The sequence below is a fragment of the Chryseobacterium sp. CBTAP 102 genome (genome assembly GCF_003201365.1).
Classification (GTDB): Bacteria; Bacteroidota; Bacteroidia; order Flavobacteriales; family Weeksellaceae; genus Chryseobacterium; species Chryseobacterium candidae.
On sequence record NZ_QICX01000008.1, the window covers coordinates 112903 to 131327 of the forward strand.

Consider the following 18425-nt stretch of genomic DNA (forward strand, 5'->3'; position numbering starts at 1 on the left):
TTAGCGTTTAATAGAAAAAGTTATAAACTTCTATTTTCTGACCCATTCCAGAATATTCGGGTAGATAATGCTGTCTCTTTTTCTTTTACTGAAAAATCTGGGTGCATGCCCGGCTCCTTTCATGAAAATGAATTTGTGAGGAATATTCATATTCGTAAGTGCCGAATCCATGGCGATTCCCTGATGCTGGTTGACCAGTATATCATTGTTTCCCTGAAACAGCAAGGTAGGAACATTGGTAATATTGGCAATAGGGCTGGCTTCTTTAAAGGCTTCAGAAACATTGTTCCGGTCAAACTTAGTTCCCACTACTTTTTGAAAAGTGGGAGAAGTATATTTAGAATAAAACGATTTAAGATATTCTGAGCTGTAAAAATCTGTTGGTCCGCTTAAAGAGATAATTTTTTTGATCTGTTCAGGATGCTGGTATCCGTAAAGTAAGGCAAGGTGTCCGCCGGCACTTTCTCCCAGAAGAATGTAATTGTTAGGCTGAAGCTCGGCTTTTTCTGCTAAGGAGTTGAATTTTTCAATAGCCAGTGCAATATCATCAAGCTGTTGTTTATAAGTGATTTTCTCCTTTGCAGAAACCAGTCTGTAATTCATATTGATACTGGGAATTCTGTTTTCAAAAAGCATTTTCTGAACCTGAATCATATGTTCTTTTCTGCCTAAAGTCCAGGCTCCGCCATGTACAATCAGCACAACAGGAGAATTTTCATCATAATCTTTGGGAAGAAAGACATCCATTTTTTGCCTCTTATGTTCACCATATTTCAGATTGTAAATCTTCTGCTGGCCTCCGGTACCTACCCAAACCCTGAACTTTGTATTACAGGACTGCAGCACGAAGCCAACACATCCTATAGCGAAAAAATGATACCGGAGAACGAGCTTTTTCATAGAGTAAAAATAAAAAAATATTATTACAATTCCTTATACAGATCATTGGCATAATTGTAGACAGATCAGTTGTATCTGGACAAATGGCGGTATATTGCTTTTAAGCTTAATGATAATGCTTCCCCGTATTTTCCTGCTGAAGAAAGTGACAGGGCTAAAAAAGAATCTACCGCATCGTTAAGTTCATCAGAATAATGGGGTTTTTCTTCCCTTAAAATATGAATGCTTTCTTCTGTTTTTCCATTATTTCTTAGGGTGATTACCAGCTGGATTCTTGCTCTTCTTTTTCATATCCGGTGAAATAGACTTTCAAAATCAGCAATAGTCTGGGAATTGTTACCGGTAAGTAACTCTACATGATCTTTAATTTGCTGAATAAACGCTTCATTGTTTATTGTTCCAGGTTTTAGCCATATGCTTTGTAATTGGTCTTCCCAGTTTTAAACCATTGAATAGGTTTTCAACAAAGATATAAAATATTAAAAGTGAAGATCCGTTTAATGATTCTTATAATTTTCAAAATTATTGTCATATTGAGAATACAAAAACGGAATTAAATAATTATTTTTGCTGAACTTAACAAAGATTAAAAAATTATTAAAATATGGCATCAGGCTTTTTTGCTATTTTGGATGATATTGCAGCATTGATGGATGATGTAGCAGTTACCAGTAAGATCGCTACACAAAAGACAGCAGGAATTTTAGGAGACGACCTGGCTGTAAATGCAGAAAAAGCCACTGGCTTTCTTTCTTCCAGGGAAATTCCGGTTTTATGGGCAATTACAAAAGGTTCTTTTATCAACAAACTGATCATTCTGCCTATCGTTTTTTTACTCAATTGGTTGTATGCTCCGGCTATTAATTATGTCTTGATCCTTGGAGGATTCTATCTGGCTTTTGAAGGCGTTGAGAAAGTCATAGAATTTCTTTTTCACCGTGAAAAAAAAGGTCATGAAGTTATAGAGGAAATTGAAGAAGACCAAAAGAGTTCTGAAGAAATTGAAAAAGAGAAAGTGAAATCTGCAATTACAACTGACTTTATTTTATCAATAGAGATCGTTATTATTGCTTTAGGAACCGTATTGGAAGAAAGTCATCCTTTCATTACGCAGATTTTAGTAACGAGCCTGGTTGCATTTATCGCTACTGTTGGAGTCTATGGAATTGTAGCTTTGATTGTAAGAATGGATGATGCAGGGTTTAAATTAATAAAGAAAAGTAACGATAAAGGTTTTTTCGGGAGGCTTGGACATGTATTAGTGAAGGCTTTACCTATTGTTATTAAAATATTAGCAGTAGTAGGAACAATTGCTTTAATAATGGTTGCTGGTGGAATTTTTCTACATAGGATTGAATTTTTCCATGGTATACTTCCAACTTGGCCGGATGTTTTGAAAGAGCTTACCCTTGGTGTTGTTGGTGGGTTGGCAGCAGTTGCCGTTTTTACTTTAGGAAAAGGAATCTATTCTTTAGCCACCAAAAAATAAACAGAATTAGAATTAAATAACCAAAAAAGTCCTGTATTCGAGAGAGTACAGGACTTTTTTACAGGTTTATTCGATATTTCAGCGCTTGATATTGGCTATAATTAATATCTATGAAATTTTGTTTAACGTAAAGAATTCATTCAATATCTTTTGTTAAATCAATTAAAGTTGATGGGCTTATCCTTTAATTAATACTCGAGATTAATAATTAACATGATAGCTCTTCAACAGGCTCAGGGGATAACCCGAATACCAACCGGAATTTATAAGCATTGTCAGGCTGAGCCTGTCGAAGCTGTTGTTACTAAAAGGAAAGGCCAAAAAGTTGAAATCAAATCAATTCATTTCCTTTAAGCATACGTTTGTTTATAAGGCTTTTTCAGTGACAAAGTCGCCATTATTTACTTTCATTGCCACAAAAGTGGAGCTTTCTTCAAAGGAAAAAAGAGGCTGTCTCAAAAGTCAAACAATCTGGCTTTTGTCATTCTGACGAAGGAAGAATCTTATTGATAACCAAACATATGAGATTCTTCACTACATTTCATTTCGTTCAGAATGACACTTTTGAGACAGCCTCTTTTTTTATATTAATTGAATAAATCTTTTACTTTATCAAAAAAAGTTTTTTCCTTTCCGGATGGTTCTGCAACCATTTCTCCGCTGGACATCTGCTTTTCAAAGAACTCTTTCTGGTCTTTAGTAAGTTTCTGTGGTGTCCATACATTGATGTGGATGAACATGTCTCCCTTACCATAACTGTCGATGCTTGGAAGTCCTTTTCCTGCCAATCTTAAGATTTTTCCGGATTGAGTTCCCGGATCAACGGTAATTTTTACTTTTCCGCCTACGGTAGGAATTTCTTTTTTCGTTCCTAAAGCAGCTTCAGCAAATGAAACATACAGCTCCTGATGAAGATTATCACCTTCTCTCTTGATCGTTTGGTCTACTTCCTCTTCAATGATCACCAATAAATCTCCCGGAATTCCACCAAACGGAGCATCATTTCCTTTTCCTCTCACATTAAGCTGGATACCGTCTCTTGCTCCTGCCGGAATATTGATGGCAATTTCCTCTTCGTCTTTAATAAGGCCTTGTGCATTAGCTCCTGCCGGAATTTTGTCAGCAACTTTTCCAATTCCCTGACAGGTACCACAGGTAGTTTGGGTCTGCATCTGACCAAACATGGTATTCATTACTTTTAACTGAACACCGGAACCGTTACAGGTAGGACATGTTTTTGAAGTGGCACCTTCTGCCATCTTCATTTTTTTAACTTTTATGGTTTTCTGAGTACCATTTACCATTTCCTCAAGGTTCAGCTTGATTCTGATTCTTAAATTAGAACCTTTCACCTGCTGACGGCCACCACCACCGCCGCCGAATCCTCCGAAACCACCACCGAAAATATCTCCAAACTGGCTGAAAATATCTTCCATGTTCATTCCGCCTCCGAAGCCACCGCCTCCGAAACCACCATTTCCTCCCATTCCGGCATGTCCGAACTGGTCGTATCTGGCACGTTTCTGATCGTCGCTCAGAACTTCATAAGCCTCAGCTGCTTCTTTAAATTTTTCTTCAGCCTCTTTATCCCCTGGGTTTTTATCCGGGTGAAATTTGATGGCCATTTTACGGTATGCTTTCTTTATTTCGTCGGCAGATGCAGATTTGCTGATCTCAAGAACCTCGTAATAATCTCTTTTTGACATGACAATTTTATAATTGATTGTTGATAAATGATAAAAGATATTCTAAAGCTAATAAGTGAAACATTCAATTATCACTCATCATTTATCATTTATGAATTTTAATTTCCTGTTACTACTTTTGCAAAACGGATTACCTTATCATTCAAAGTGTATCCTGTTTCAATAACGTCTACGATTTTTCCTTTCAAATCTTCCGTTGGAGCAGGGATCTGAGTAATCGCTTCATGGAAATCAACATTAAAGCTGTCACCAGCCTTTACTTCCATTGTTTGTAAGCCTTTTTCGGTAAGTTTATTCTTGAATTTCTGATAGATAAGCTCTACACCTTGCAGGTCAGCTGGATTTCCGTTTTTAGCGATTTCTTTTAAAGCTCTTTCAAAATCATCCAAAACTCCTAACATTGAAACCATCATTTCCTGGTTGGCATACTGGAAGAATTCCATCTTCTCTTTGCTCGTTCTTTTTTTATAATTTTCGAATTCAGCATACAATCTGATGTAACGGTCTTTTTCTTCTGCCAAAAGTTCCTCTGGAGAAGGAGCAACTGTCACATTGTCTTGAGACGATGCGTCATTCTGAACATTGTTTTCTTCCTGATTATTGATGCTTTCTTCGTTAATATCCTGGTTTTCCATAATTCAATATTTATTTACTGATTGTTTGACAAAGAGCCTGCCAAATCCAAAATCTGGACATTAAGGCAGAAAAATAAATAGCTATGAATAGTGAATAAATCATTCCGCTTCACTTGCGAATTTGTTGTAGGGTAGATTAATAATTGATTTTGCGAAGCAAAGATTGCCCATTGACCATTCACTTATCTATGATGAAGATGTCAATCCGCCTCGCTTGCGAATTTGTAGGTGTGTAATTTTAAACATTGACTTTGCGAAGCAAAAAAATTGACTATTCACCATTCATTTAATAATGTCCAATAGTCCATTTAAAAAACTATAGTTGTATTTTTTATTCTCCCGTAAATGTCTGATACAACAGATACAGATTTAAAACAATGATAATGATGGAAATAATCCATACACAGATTTTCAGGAACGGCTTGTTGACAAAATCACCCATTTTGGCTTTATCATTCGTAAACATTACCAGCGGAACAACAGCAAAACTCAGCTGCATGGATAGAATTACCTGGCTTAAAACTAATAATTCAGTGGTTCCCTGTTCGCCATAAAGAATAGCGACAATAAGTGCCGGGATTACAGCAATAAGTCTGGTAATTAATCTTCTCAGCCATGGTTTTAATCTGATGTTCAGGAATCCTTCCATTACGATCTGCCCGGCAAGAGTTCCTGTCAGCGTAGAGTTTTGTCCGGATGCCAATAAAGCAATAGCAAACGCAATACTTGCCATGGAAGCTCCTAAAATAGGTGTCAGCATTTTATAAGCATCATGAATGTCTGCAACATGTTCGTTTCCTGTTGTATGGAATGTAGCAGCAGCCAGAATAAGGATTGCAGCATTGATGAAGAATGCCAGCATTAATGAAACGGTACTGTCTATGGTGGCAAATTTTATGGCTTCTTTTTTTCCTTGGGTATCACGGGTATAATCTCTGGTCTGTACTATACTGCTATGCAGATATAGGTTGTGCGGCATTACGGTAGCCCCCAGGATCCCGATTGCAATGTAAAGCATAGCAGGATTCTGAATAATTTCTTTTTGAGGAACCAAACCTCCAAGAATTTCATTAAAAGCAGGTTGAGAAATGACAATTTCATACACGAAACAAGCCAGAATGATAAATATAAGGCCACCTACAATACTCTCAATCCATCGGAAACCTTTAGCCTGAAGTAAAAGGATAATCAGAACATCTACTGTGGTTATGACAATGCCCCACGTCAACGGGATATGGAATAATAGATTAAGTGCAATGGCTGATCCGATGACTTCAGCGAGGTCACAGGCGGCAATCGCGATTTCACAGAATATCCAGAGAATAAAATTAGTGGTAGGACTGAAGTGATCTCTACAGGCTTGCGCAAGGTCTCTTTCTGCAACCACTCCCAGTTTCACAGATAAGTGTTGTAAAACCATTGCAAAAATATTGGAAATAAGGATAACTGAAAGGAGTGTATACCCGAATTGAGCTCCTCCGGCAATATCTGTTGCCCAGTTTCCCGGATCCATATATCCTACGGCAATCATCAGACCTGGTCCTGCAAAGGCAAGATATTTTCTCCAGAAAGTTGCATTTTTAGGTACTTTGATTGATGAATAAACCTCTGATAAGGAATGGTTTGTTTTATCTTTTCGCCAGGCGCTTTTTATATTGAAACTCATAAATGTTAGGAATGACTAACAAATTTAATTAAATAAATGTAAACAGAAAAATCATGACACAAAAAAATCCCGGAAATTCATTCCCGGGATCTTATTTTTATTAAGTCTAAAAATTATTTCGCAAATCTGATAGACATTTTTCTGTCAGCAGCTCTTTCAGCGTCGGAAGCTTTTGCATCTACTTTAGCAAATTGACTTCCGTAACCGTCAGCAGCAATTACCTGTGCGCCAACGCCAGCTTTAGCTAAAGCAGCTTTGATAAATTCAGCTCTTGCTTTTGATAATTTTACGTTAGAAGCTTCGTTTCCTGTTTTATCAGTGTAACCTCCAACTTTGATTTTTGCTTCAGGGAAAGCTTTAAGGATAGCCACTAAGTTATCCAATTGTCCTTGTGAACCTGCTTCAAGCTCAGTAGAACTTCCCATTTTGAAATTTACGTGATCGAAATCGTACCACTTATCTTTCAATGCAGAATCATCAGCAGCATTTTTGTAACCACCGGATTTCAGGAAGGTAATCATCTGATCTTCCATTCCTCCTTTGTAACCTTTTAACATTACCCCATTAAGCTCAATATCTTCATCTGTTTTAGCTGTTGCAGGAGCAGGGGTTGTTGTTCCTGTTGTAGCAGCTGTATCTGCAGTTGAACCCATTGCTGCTGAGTCAGATGTAGTGGTAGTGGTTGTAGTAGTCTGCTTTTTCTCGCACTGTTTCCATAAGAAATAAGCAGCAGCAATCAATAATAAAAGCGGAAGCAACCATTTCCAGATTGAACCTCCGCCTTGATTATTATTGTTATTATTTTCAAATCTTTCTCTTACTTCTCTGGCTCCTTCTGAAACATTTTCTCTTGCAGTAGCAACACCTTCAGCGATGTTATCTTTAGCAGTAGAAGTTACTGAAGCAACTGTTTCTTTTGCCTGACCAAACCAATTTTCAGCTCCTAATCCGAAGGAAGCCAAAGAAAGACCTGCCGGCAATAAAGAAGAAATAATGCCTTTCTGATCATTCAGTAAGCTGGAAATACCTGAAGCACCCAAATTATTGTCTGCGGCATATTTTCCAACAGTACCTACTGTAGCCCCAGTTACCAGGTTTAACAAAGAACCAGCAGACGTATTGCTGACTCCTGAAAAACTGGCAATGGAATTGACTAATGCACTTACTTTATCCCCAAAAATGGAAGATAACAAGTTTGAAATAATAGGATTGCTAGACGAGCTGCCTAATAAATTTCCTAAAATTCCACTTGAAGAGGCTTGTGTAATAGCATCCACAACGCCAGGCTTATCTGCGTTATTGGCTAATCCACCTACTACAGCAGGTAATAATCCGCCAATTGCTTTAGAAATACCGGATTCACTTTCTCCAAACTGGGATGCAGCCTGTGAAACCAAAGCGGGACCTAATTGTCCTTTAATTAAATCAATGACATTTAAAGACATAATAAATAAATTTTTTTGATTAATGTTGATATAAATTTAAACAAAAATCTGTCCAAATGTCATTTTTTTTTGAATATTTCTTTAAAAATTAACGATTTTTTTCTAAATCATTAAAAAGTTTAATAAGCTTTTGCAAATAATACACGTCTCTTAGATGGTTTTCCTGAGATCAATGAAATTCCTTCTTCTATGTCATCATCTAAAGGAATACATCTGATGGTTGCCTTTGTTTCATCCTTGATTTGCTCCTCTTCTTCAGCAGTACCATCCCAGTGAGCATAGATGAAGCCACCTTTCTCTTCCAGAACTTTTTTGAATTCTTCATAAGTATCCACTTTCGTGATATTATTTTTTCTGAATTCAAATGCTTTGTTATAAATATCCTGCTGAATCGTTTTCAATAGATCTTCGATATAAGAATCAATTCCTTCAATAGAACGAACTTCTTTAGTCAGGTTGTCTCTTCTCGCAATTTCTACAGATTTATTTTCAAGGTCTCTTGGTCCCATTGCGATTCTTACAGGAACTCCTTTCAATTCATATTCTGCAAATTTCCATCCTGGTTTGTTCTGGGTATCATTGTCAAACTTCACTGAAATTCCTTTTGCTCTCAGTTTAGCCTGAATATCTAAAGCCACTTCACTGATTTGTTCCAGTTGCTCTTCTCCTTTAAAGATAGGAACAATCACCACCTGAATTGGGGCAAGGGTAGGAGGCAATACCAATCCGAAATCATCAGAGTGCGTCATAATTAAAGCACCCATCAGACGGGTAGAAGTTCCCCATGATGTAGCCCATGCATGTTCTATTTTCCCTTCTTTGTTGGTGAATTTTACGTCAAATGCTTTTGCAAAATTCTGACCTAAGAAGTGAGATGTTCCGGCCTGTAAAGCTTTTCCGTCCTGCATTAATGCTTCAATACAATAAGTTTCATCAGCTCCTGCAAATCTTTCAGAAGGAGTTTTCAACCCTTGAATCACAGGAATAGCCATAAAGTTTTCTGCAAAATCTGCATATACTTTATTCATCTTTTCTGCTTCTTCAATTGCTTCATCTTTTGTAGCGTGAGCAGTGTGTCCTTCCTGCCATAAGAATTCTGCAGTTCTCAGGAAAAGGCGTGTTCTCATTTCCCAACGAACTACATTCGCCCATTGGTTGATTAGTATCGGTAAGTCTCTGTAAGACTGAATCCAGTTTTTATAGGTATTCCAGATAATTGCTTCTGAAGTAGGGCGAACAATAAGTTCTTCTTCCAGTTTCGCATCCGGATCAACAATCAGTTTGGATGGATTGTCCGGATCGGTTTTTAACCTGTAGTGGGTAACAACAGCACATTCTTTTGCAAAACCTTCTGCATTTTTTTCCTCAGCCTCAAACAAGCTTTTGGGCACAAAAAGCGGGAAGTATGCGTTAACGTGACCTGTTTCTTTGAACTTTTTATCCATTTCATCACGCATTTTTTCCCAGATTGCATAGCCATACGGTTTGATCACCATACATCCACGCACGCCTGAGTTTTCAGCTAAATCAGCTTTTACAACCAGCTCATTATACCATTTGCTGTAATCTTCGCTTCTTGAGGTTAATTTTGCCATTATTTTTTTAAATTTTTTTAACTTTTGTACATTATTGTTATCTAAAAATAAAAATCTATTTTTGATAGATTTTTTTACCAGTATTTTGGTACATTTTTGGTACAGATTGCAAATATAATTTAAATTAAAAATTTTTACGTTATCATGAAAAGAAATATACATAAAAATTTGCTTGGTCTGCTAAGATCCAAAGGGATATTAGCCATATCAGGCGGATTATTGCTTGTGTCTTGTGGTGCTCAGATGGGAGGGTATAGCGAGACAGACGGGGTGTATTACGACCCCAATAAGGATACGCTACCTGAAGGAGTTATCATTAATGATAGCGGAAACAGAGTAGGAGAATATTATGACTACTATCAGGATTCCAATGTAATTCAGAATGCACAAACGAATTCCAGAGAGCAGGAAAACAGATATAACGACTGGAGTGGTACCAATACAAACTGGAATACCAATGCTACAGACTCAGATTGGGGACTTTATGCAGGTTCTCAGACGAACTACTATGATAACTCATGGGGATGGGGTTCTCCTTGGGGATGGTATGGTGGTTACAGCCCATATTGGGGTTGGGGTATGAACCGTGGCTGGGGCTGGGGTGCAAGCATGTCCTGGGGTTGGGGCGGATCATTCGGATGGGGCTGGGGAGGCTCTTACGGATGGGGAAGCCCATACTGGGGATATGGTTATGGAGGATATTATGATCCATTCTGGGGCGGATACTACGGAAACCCATATTGGGGATACGGAGGAGGTTACTGGGGTGGTGGCTACTACAACAGACCTGTTTACAGAAGAAGCGGTATCAGCGGAGGCGGATTCCAGAATACAGGCGTAGCCAATGCAGTTTACAGGACTAATACTGCTAACTCAGGTTTCAGAAATAATAATGGAGGCTTCAGAAACACTAATAATAACGGTGGTTTCAGAGATTCTAATTCAAATGGTGGTTTCAGAAACAGTAACGGCGGATTCAGAAACAGCAATTCAGGAGGCTTTAGAAACGGTAATTCAGGAGGTTTCAGAAATACACAATCTAACGGCGGATTCCGTAACTTTGCGCCACAAACAAGACCTAATTACAATTATCAGCAGCCACAGCCAAGATATAACAATAATAATAACGGAGGCTTCAGATCTAATGATTCAGGAGGTTTCAGATCTAGTGGCGGCTTCAACTCCGGTGGCGGCGGCTTCAGAGGTGGTTCTTCAGGCGGCGGAATGAGATCCGGCGGCGGAGGCAGAGGTGGCTTCAGATAATTTCTTAAATTAATAAACTATTAAAAAATAATGTTAAAAAAATCTTTAGTATTAATGAGCATTTCTGCTGCATTTTATGCGCAGGCTCAGGATGTTTCTGTCATAAGAAATACGGTAGAGGTTTATTCAAGTACTCCTATGGTGGGATCAGCTAAGTTTAATGCGATGGCTGGAGCTAATGGTGCGCTGGGTGGTGATGCAAACTCTTTGCTTACGAACCCGGCAGGTTTAGGAGTAGCTATTTCAGGTGAGGTTTCAGGAACTTTATCTATTTTAGGAAATAAAAACAAAAGTACTTTAGGAGGATCTACAATAGATTATAGCAAAACCAGAGGAGACCTTGGGAATGCAGGAGGTGTAATTGCTTTTCCTTTGATGACAGAAACCGGATGGAAGTTTATCAATATTGGTATTAATTTTTCTAACCAGACACTGGATAATGTAATCCAGTCTCCGGGAAATAATAATATTGTTTATGCTTTTGACAAGGATGATATTACCAAAGATGCTGCATTAGCGGGGCATATGTATGAAAGATATGGTAACTTGTCAAAGATGAGTTTTGGGGTTGGAGCGAACTATAATCATAATTTATATTTAGGAGCAGGTTTCAATTTTTTCAATGCTTCATTGGATCAGTATGATACTTTATTGTACCGAAACATTGCCAATGGTTCTACAGAAGCATTCAGTAAGCAGGATACTCCATATTCAGAAAGATCATCAGGTTTTTCAGCTTCATTAGGGGTAATCGGAAAATTAAGTCCTAATTTCAGAGTGGGAGCTTCTCTTGAAACGCCTACATTCTGGACGATAGACAGAAATTATTATTTCTATAATGATGCTGTTTACGGAGATGATATAGGAGCTGAGAACAGAAAGTTTACTTCACCGCTTAAAGCAACGGTGAGTGCTGCCTTCGTAGCAAGTAAAAACTTCTCATTGAATGTTGATTATACCCTTGGACTTACAAAACCTGATTATAAAGTATATGGAGGAGCAGAAAGAGAGTTGAATGATTTCTTCAAAGAAAACTACAAGAATCTTTCAGAAGTAAGAGTGGGAGCTGAGTACAGAGTACAGCAGTTCAGATTGAGAGGAGGATACTCTTACCAATCAAGTCCTTTTGATGCCCTTACAATCAGTAGATTTAATGATGCAGGCACTGTGGGAGATGAGTCTTACGACAATCTTATGCTAAGTGACAGAAATACACTTTCTTTCGGTATTGGATATGATTTCAAATCATTCTATATCGATGCATCTTATCAGAATATCTCTTCCAAATATGTAAATCCTTTTATGAGAGGATATATGGGAGATAATTTTGATTCATCATATTATTCTTCGAGTAAAATTATTGAAAGTCCGGATTATGCTGTAAGTAATGTGAAAAACAACAGAAATAATTTCTTCCTTACTTTAGGATGGAAATTCTAGTCTGATGCTTTAAAAAATATCAAATATACAAACAGGCTGTCCTAAAATTTTGGACAGCCTGTTCTTTGTTGATTTTGTCTCATGTTCATATACAATAAAAATATATGTATATCCATTTTTTAATCCGGATTTTGCACAAGATTTGGCTGGATCTGGATTTGCTGTTCAGGAATATATTCTACCACTCTGTTATGGGTATAAGGTACCGTATAAAAGGCGTTATTTCCGCTTAAATGAGTGCCTGGATATTGTCTGTCGAGATCCAGTTTGTTTCTGAAGACATCGTATCTTCTATGTCCTTCAAAAGCCATTTCCAGCCTTCTTTCCTGTAGAACAGCGTCCAGAATGGTCTGTCCTGCAGGAACTGAATTATATACAGGTATTCCGGCTCTTGTTCTGATGGTATTTACATCTGCAAGTGCAGAAGCTATATTTCCTTTTTTCGCATAGGCTTCGGCTCTGTTCAGATATATTTCGGCCAGTCTTATAATAACCGGAGACCACAATTGCGGAACACCTTCCTGTAATGAACATTTTAAAACATAAAATTTAGGATAGCCGTTTCTTTTATCCATGTCATTATCCAGATATACATAAGTTTTTTCACCGGCTGCGTTAACGAAATAATAGTTTGTTTTATTGGGCGCTGCCTCAGATTGTACCAGGTAATTGATATTATTCATCGTGAAATAAGTATTTCCGTTCTGCTGGAAAGTATTTTGGAATTGATAGCTGTAGGTTGCGGAACCTGATGAGCTGGTTCCTTTTTGTACCCAGTATGCTACAGGAACTGCCGGACTGCTGTATTTTGGAGAAATAAACTTCAGCCTTGCATCCTCAGGATTCTGATTGATAAGATCCAGATAAGTGGAAGAAGCGTACATTTCACCCCAGCCTACATTCTGTATGGTGGCATACATAGAGCCTATAGTGTACCAGCCATTGCTGTAGTCACCATCTTTATTATATTTAAATGCAAAAATGGTTTCTTTATTGTTTTCTGGTGTTTTGGTAGCATAAGAAGGCAGTTCAGCTTTAGACAGAAGTGCGTATCTCCCGGAATTGATAACTTTATCTGCATATTCTATCGCTTTATCATTATTTTCCATGTAAAGATAGACCCTGGAAAGTAAAGCCTGTGCTGTTTCTTTTGATCCATAGATATTGGCTTTATCAACTGTCATGAGTTTCTCAGCCTTCAGAAGGTCGCTTATTACCTGATTGTATATTTCTCCCACGGTGGCTCTGGCAGGCAAGTCGTTGACGTCATCAGATAATTTTAGAGGTATTCCGGCATTGCCTGTCCCCTGATTATAAGGTCTTCCGAATACATTGACCATAGAAAAGTATACATAGGCTCTCAGGAAATAGTTTTCGCCTATGAGGTGATCCGTTTGTGCATCTTTTCCCTCAGTGGTCTTTGAAATAACTCTGTTGCAGCCAATGATAGCTTTATACCCTGAGTTCCAGATGATATTGGTACGGTCATTGTTTTTAATACTTTTATAGTTGTAATAATAAAAGAATGAATCACTGGTGGTTCCGCTGATATCAATATTATCACCTCCATATTCACTGATTCTATAGAGGTTGTTGTAAAAGCCACCGCCGTCGGCATCACCTTTAAGCAATGCATAATTTCCTAATGTGATGGTCTTCAGTCCTGTTGCATCCGCCAGGATAACATCAGATTCTTTTGAATCATATGGTGAGCGGTCTATATTACATGCCGTCAATGCTACTATGAGAAGGGGAATAAGTATTTTTTTCATAATTATTTTTTAAAAAGAAAAGTTTAAGCCTAAGGAAAATCTTCTTGGGATAGGATATATGGCTCCTGCATTGCCGGAATAGCTGTTTTGATCATCTGCATTACCAATTTCCGGATCCACACCGGAGAATTTGGTGATGGTAAACAAATTCTCACCCATAATATAGATATTCGCTGATTTTATTTTCATCTTTTCTGTTAAGGATGCCGGTAAATTATATCCTATTCTGAGGGATCTTAATTTGACGAAGCTGGCATCTTCCAGATAACGTGACGAAGTCTTATTGGTTAATGAGTTATTGTTATATACAGCAGTCGGATGGGTTGCGATATCTCCCGGCTTTTCCCATCTTGTCCATCCATTCTGTAATTCCATCTGGTTGTAATAAGGATAGGCACCATCTGAATCAAACAATTCCCTGTACGAGTTATATACCTGCCCGCCCTGTGAGAAATAAAGATTCGCGGCAAGATAGAAATTTTTAACATTCAGATTGGTGCTTACAGAACCATAATAATCCGGTGTGGCAGCTCCTACTACCTGTATGGTAGCCAGATTGTATTTTGAAGTTGCACTTCTGCTTCCATCCGGATTGACCACTTCCCACTGGCCTTCGCCATTGTCCGGATTTACCCCCAGCCACTTTCTCATATAGAAAGAGGATACATCATATCCGGGCATTGCTACTTGGTAGTTGTCCAATATCTGTGTACCGTTGTTTCGGGTTGAAAGCACGTGGTTTTTATAAGTGCTGATATTGAATCCCAAATCCCAGCTGACATCTTTTGAGCGGATAATGGAATAATTTACATTGAACTCCCAGCCTTGGTTTTTAACATCACCTATATTCAGGTACTGTTTGTCAACACCTGTCAGTGAGGATAAAGGAACAAGCATCAGTAAGTTTTTCGTTTTGTTACTAAAATAATCAATGTTTAAAGTCAGCCTGTTGTTAAACGCTCTGATATCCGTCCCGATATTATTCTGATAGATAGATTCCCAGGTTAGTTCAGAGTTACCCAGCTGGTACCATGTTGCTCCTATCTGTCCGTTATATTTCTCTGTAAGTCTGTATAGGTCCTGCCATCCGTAATCCGGATATGGGGTGTTTCCTACAAGTCCCCTGCTTGCTCGTAATTTCCACTCGTTAACAGGCTTTACTTTGAAAAATTTTTCTTTATGAATATTCCATCCTACACTATATGCATAGAATAAGCCGTTTCTTTTGCTGGCACCGAATGCAGAAGATGATTCGCTTCTTAAAGATCCCTGGATAAAATATTTTTTGTTATATACATATTCGGCGTTAAACAGGAAAGCATTATAGGCGCGGTCAAGCTTTCTTCCCTTGGGTTTTTCTCCTGTGGTGGCTCCGGTATTAAAAATTTCTGTATCAGGTACTACACCGTAAACACCTGCTTTTGATTCCTTATAGAATCTGTCGGTATATTCATACGCAGCTAATGCATTGATGTTATGACTTCCAAAATCTTTATCAAATCTCAGCATCTGATTGAAAAATTTGCTGATATCTTTTTGGTAGTTTTCTGTTAGTTCCCCTTTATTACTTGTTCCACTGATCGATCTGGGATCGGTATAGTACATGTCATCATAGTTTTTGTAGGTAACATTGTTCGTAGTGATGAATTTGAGATAATCGGTAAACCTGATTTCGGCATCCAGATTTCCTATGAGATCCAGCCGGTTGCTTTTACCATAGTTCCATTGAAGGTCATAAAGATAATTACTTTTGTCCCTTCCATACCAATCTGTGTAATCCTCATCCACCCCGATCAGATTTCCATTGGCATCTCTGGGATTGTCCCATGGCATATTAAGGTACATTTGATACAGTGAAGCCTGAGTGTCTTTTCCTGTGGTATAGGATAAGCTGACTTTGGGTTTCAGTATCAGCCACGGTTTTATGGTCTGTTCATGATTGATTCTGAACGAGAGCCTGTTATATTCATCTCCTTTCACTGTTCCGGTTTCATTATAATAATTTCCTGAAATATAGGTTTTGGAATGATCTGACCCACCTTTGAAATCAATAGTATAACTTTGTACCGCTCCTGTTTGTGTGCCATCTTTCAGCCAGTTGTAGCCATCGTTTCTAAGTGTTTCAGGGATTTCCGGTGCGTCTTTTAATGAGGTGAAATAATCATATAGCTGCGTTCCGTTCATAAGTTTGAAGCGCCCGTTGTTAAACACATTAAAAGAATTAGTAAGAGAAACACTTAATGTTCCTTTTCCTGAATTTCCCGATTTGGTAAACACCTGTACAATACCATTGGCGGCTTTGGATCCATACAAGGCTGTAGAGGCAGCGTCTTTTAAGATATTGATACTTTCAATCTGATTAGGATCCAGGTTGGGGGCATAGGGCATTACTACACCATCCACCACCCAGAGGGCAGAACTGGGACCATTGATAGTAGAAGTACCCCTGATTTTTACAGTAGCTACAGAACCTGCAGAACCTCCGCCAGGCAAAACCTGAACTCCGGCAGCTTTTCCCTGCAGAAGACCGGATACGCTTGGGGTATTGGAATCCTGGAGTTTTTTGTCGGAAATAACAGAAACAGCAGCTGTAAGGCTGGATTTTTTCTGAGCTTTGTAACCGATAATTACAATGTCATCAATTTTTTTTTCTTCTAAAGAATCTGTTTTCTTCGTGGTCTGAGCCGCTATAAAACCGGTCATCAAAAAAAAACAGACTGATGTTGTAAATCTTTTTTGTCTTTTCATACATTTTTAAGTGATGGTAATGTGGCTAATGTACAAAAAACAATGTATGGTTGTTACATATATGTTAAAAAATGTTAAACAAAATGTTTGATTTTATTTTATGACGTAAACATTTAATTTTTATTTATTTTTTTATGTAAAATATTTTTAAAAAAATGAATTTTAACTTATTTGTCTAAAGTGTTATGAGTGAAGATTAAGGATAATGATCGTGGAAAACATGGCCATTAATACAAAATGGAAATAAAAAAGCTCCGGATTTCGAAGCTTTTTTGTATTTAGTGAGAATGAGCAGTGGGATGTTGATGGACAACATGCATCATCAATGCAAGCGAAACTCCCAAAATAACCATCCCGATTTTTATCCAGTCTATATTGTGATTTTTATTGCTTTCAAAAATGATTACGGATGAAATATGAAGGAAAATTCCTCCTACGATAGCCAGAAAATAAGGCTGAAGATCGGGATTGAAATAATTACCTAATAGCATTCCCATTGGAGAAGCCAATGCAAATAAGGCTACAATGAGAATAGATGGATAGGATGAAGAACTTTTGGATTCTCCTTTTCTGTTAAATAAAAATGCTCCCAGAATAAATGAAATGGGAAGATTATGAAATACAATTCCCCAAAGGTAAGGTGACATCTCGTGTGTTTCATTGGCTAGAGGAATTCCTTCAATAAAAGCATGGATGAATAATCCCACCATTAAAGCAACGGGAAGGATATTATGTTCACTGTGATGATGGAAGTGGCCATGTTCAAAGCCTTTGGTAAGGACTTCCAGAATCATCTGCAGAAGAACTCCCCCGATGACGAATATCCCAAGACTGCTGCTTCCTGCAGAGGTGTATACCTGTGGAAAGACCTCATTGAGACAGATCGTAATCAAAAAACCGGCACTTAATATCAGTAGATTTTTGGCCAGCTTTTCTTTTTTACCAAAGTGTTTCCCAAGGAATACTCCTGTTATAACACTTAAAATCAGTAAAAGTACTGTTGTCATTATTTTTTCTTAAATAAATTGATGCAACGCGGGGATTTTTCTTTTTTAAATTCATTCAGCTGATAATCTCCCCAGATTTTTATTCTTTCAAAACCACATTCGGAAGCATAATTGTGAATAGCTTCCAGTGTGTGAAGCTTTACCTTTTCAAAGAAATGAAAAGGCTTACCGTCTGCTTCAAAACGGATGTCTTTGATAACGTGTCTGCCCTCAATCTTTTTCAGGATCTTAAAATCAATATCACCACGGGTGATTGTAGTTTCAGGAACTAAAGTATTTCTTACAAATTCTTCATTCAGATAATCCAGTACAAAATATCCTCCGGGCTTCAGCACGTTGTAAACAGATTGGAATACTTTTTTATCGTCACTTTCATTATCAAAATACCCGAAACTTGTAAATAAGTTGAATACTGCATCCATAGGATCTACATCAATCGGGTTTCTCATATCATGAACTTCAAAAAGCAGCGTTTGATTTTCATATTGCTTGTCAGATTCAATACTTTGTCTTGAAAGATCAAGTCCCAAAACATCATATCCTAATTTATTAAGGAAAACAGAGTGTCTTCCCTTTCCGCAGGCAAGATCTATGATTTTCGACTGAGGCGGCAACTGAAGGTCCGCTGTGAGCTTTGTAATGAAGTTTTCTGCTTCAGTATAGTCTCTGTTGCTATAAAGCAAATGATAATAAGGGGTATCAAACCAAGATTCAAACCATTCCATAATGCAAAAATAACTAAATTTGTGCGGTTAAAAG

Annotated in this window: 13 protein-coding genes and 1 pseudogene; 3 read left to right on the top strand and 11 right to left on the bottom strand. The window is 37.8% G+C overall.

From position 1 onward, the window contains the following. Positions 1–30: 30 nt before the first annotated feature. The gene (locus C8D70_RS12880; protein ID WP_110367575.1) at positions 31–900 is read right to left on the bottom strand and encodes an alpha/beta hydrolase; all 870 of its coding nucleotides are present in this window, start codon (positions 898–900) and stop codon (positions 31–33) included. A 65-nt stretch (positions 901–965) separates the two neighbouring features. Next, positions 966–1175, bottom strand: a pseudogene (locus tag C8D70_RS21075) (tetratricopeptide repeat protein); the annotation flags it as partial. A gap of 329 nt (positions 1176–1504) precedes the next feature. Here C8D70_RS21075 and C8D70_RS12890 point away from each other — a divergent pair. Next, positions 1505–2389 carry a DUF808 domain-containing protein gene (locus C8D70_RS12890; protein ID WP_076595708.1) on the top strand — a complete coding sequence of 295 codons (885 nt, stop codon included), beginning with the start codon at positions 1505–1507 and terminating at the stop codon, positions 2387–2389. 587 nt (positions 2390–2976) lie between these two features. Here the strand turns inward: C8D70_RS12890 and dnaJ are convergent. The 5 genes from dnaJ to proS all read right to left on the bottom strand — a co-directional run bounded on the left by dnaJ (position 2977) and on the right by proS (position 9436). Beyond that, positions 2977–4095, bottom strand: a complete 1119-nt coding sequence (gene dnaJ, locus C8D70_RS12900) for a molecular chaperone DnaJ (protein ID WP_076595707.1) — start codon at positions 4093–4095, stop codon at positions 2977–2979. Between the two features lie 98 nt (positions 4096–4193). After that, the gene (locus C8D70_RS12905) at positions 4194–4730 is read right to left on the bottom strand and encodes a nucleotide exchange factor GrpE (RefSeq protein ID WP_076595706.1); all 537 of its coding nucleotides are present in this window, start codon (positions 4728–4730) and stop codon (positions 4194–4196) included. 331 nt (positions 4731–5061) lie between these two features. Beyond that, positions 5062–6396: an Nramp family divalent metal transporter gene (locus C8D70_RS12910; RefSeq protein WP_110367577.1), complete on the bottom strand. Its 1335-nt coding sequence runs from the start codon at positions 6394–6396 to the stop codon at positions 5062–5064. Between the two features lie 113 nt (positions 6397–6509). After that, positions 6510–7841, bottom strand: coding sequence for an OmpA family protein (locus C8D70_RS12915; protein WP_110367578.1), 1332 nt, complete (start codon positions 7839–7841; stop codon positions 6510–6512). 119 nt (positions 7842–7960) lie between these two features. Then, positions 7961–9436: a proline--tRNA ligase gene (gene proS, locus C8D70_RS12920; RefSeq protein ID WP_076595777.1), complete on the bottom strand. Its 1476-nt coding sequence runs from the start codon at positions 9434–9436 to the stop codon at positions 7961–7963. A 144-nt stretch (positions 9437–9580) separates the two neighbouring features. Here proS and C8D70_RS20840 point away from each other — a divergent pair, with 144 nt between their 5' ends. Next, positions 9581–10699: a prolyl-tRNA synthetase gene (locus tag C8D70_RS20840; RefSeq protein ID WP_181416129.1), complete on the top strand. Its 1119-nt coding sequence runs from the start codon at positions 9581–9583 to the stop codon at positions 10697–10699. Positions 10700–10753: 54 nt separating this feature from the next. Then, positions 10754–12139 (top strand): OmpP1/FadL family transporter, encoded by a 1386-nt coding sequence (locus C8D70_RS12930; RefSeq protein WP_228408028.1) that lies wholly within the window; start codon positions 10754–10756, stop codon positions 12137–12139. A gap of 119 nt (positions 12140–12258) precedes the next feature. Here C8D70_RS12930 and C8D70_RS12935 read toward each other — a convergent pair whose 3' ends face one another. The 4 genes from C8D70_RS12935 to C8D70_RS12950 all read right to left on the bottom strand — a co-directional run bounded on the left by C8D70_RS12935 (position 12259) and on the right by C8D70_RS12950 (position 18391). Beyond that, positions 12259–13911, bottom strand: a complete 1653-nt coding sequence (locus tag C8D70_RS12935) for a RagB/SusD family nutrient uptake outer membrane protein (RefSeq protein ID WP_076595701.1) — start codon at positions 13909–13911, stop codon at positions 12259–12261. 9 nt (positions 13912–13920) lie between these two features. Continuing rightward, positions 13921–16659 (bottom strand): SusC/RagA family TonB-linked outer membrane protein, encoded by a 2739-nt coding sequence (locus C8D70_RS12940; RefSeq protein WP_110367580.1) that lies wholly within the window; start codon positions 16657–16659, stop codon positions 13921–13923. Positions 16660–16937: 278 nt separating this feature from the next. Further along, positions 16938–17666, bottom strand: coding sequence for a ZIP family metal transporter (locus tag C8D70_RS12945; protein WP_110367581.1), 729 nt, complete (start codon positions 17664–17666; stop codon positions 16938–16940). After that, positions 17666–18391: a class I SAM-dependent DNA methyltransferase gene (locus tag C8D70_RS12950; RefSeq protein ID WP_110367582.1), complete on the bottom strand. Its 726-nt coding sequence runs from the start codon at positions 18389–18391 to the stop codon at positions 17666–17668. Before C8D70_RS12950 ends, C8D70_RS12945 begins: the two co-directional genes overlap by 1 nt. Positions 18392–18425 lie beyond the last annotated feature (34 nt).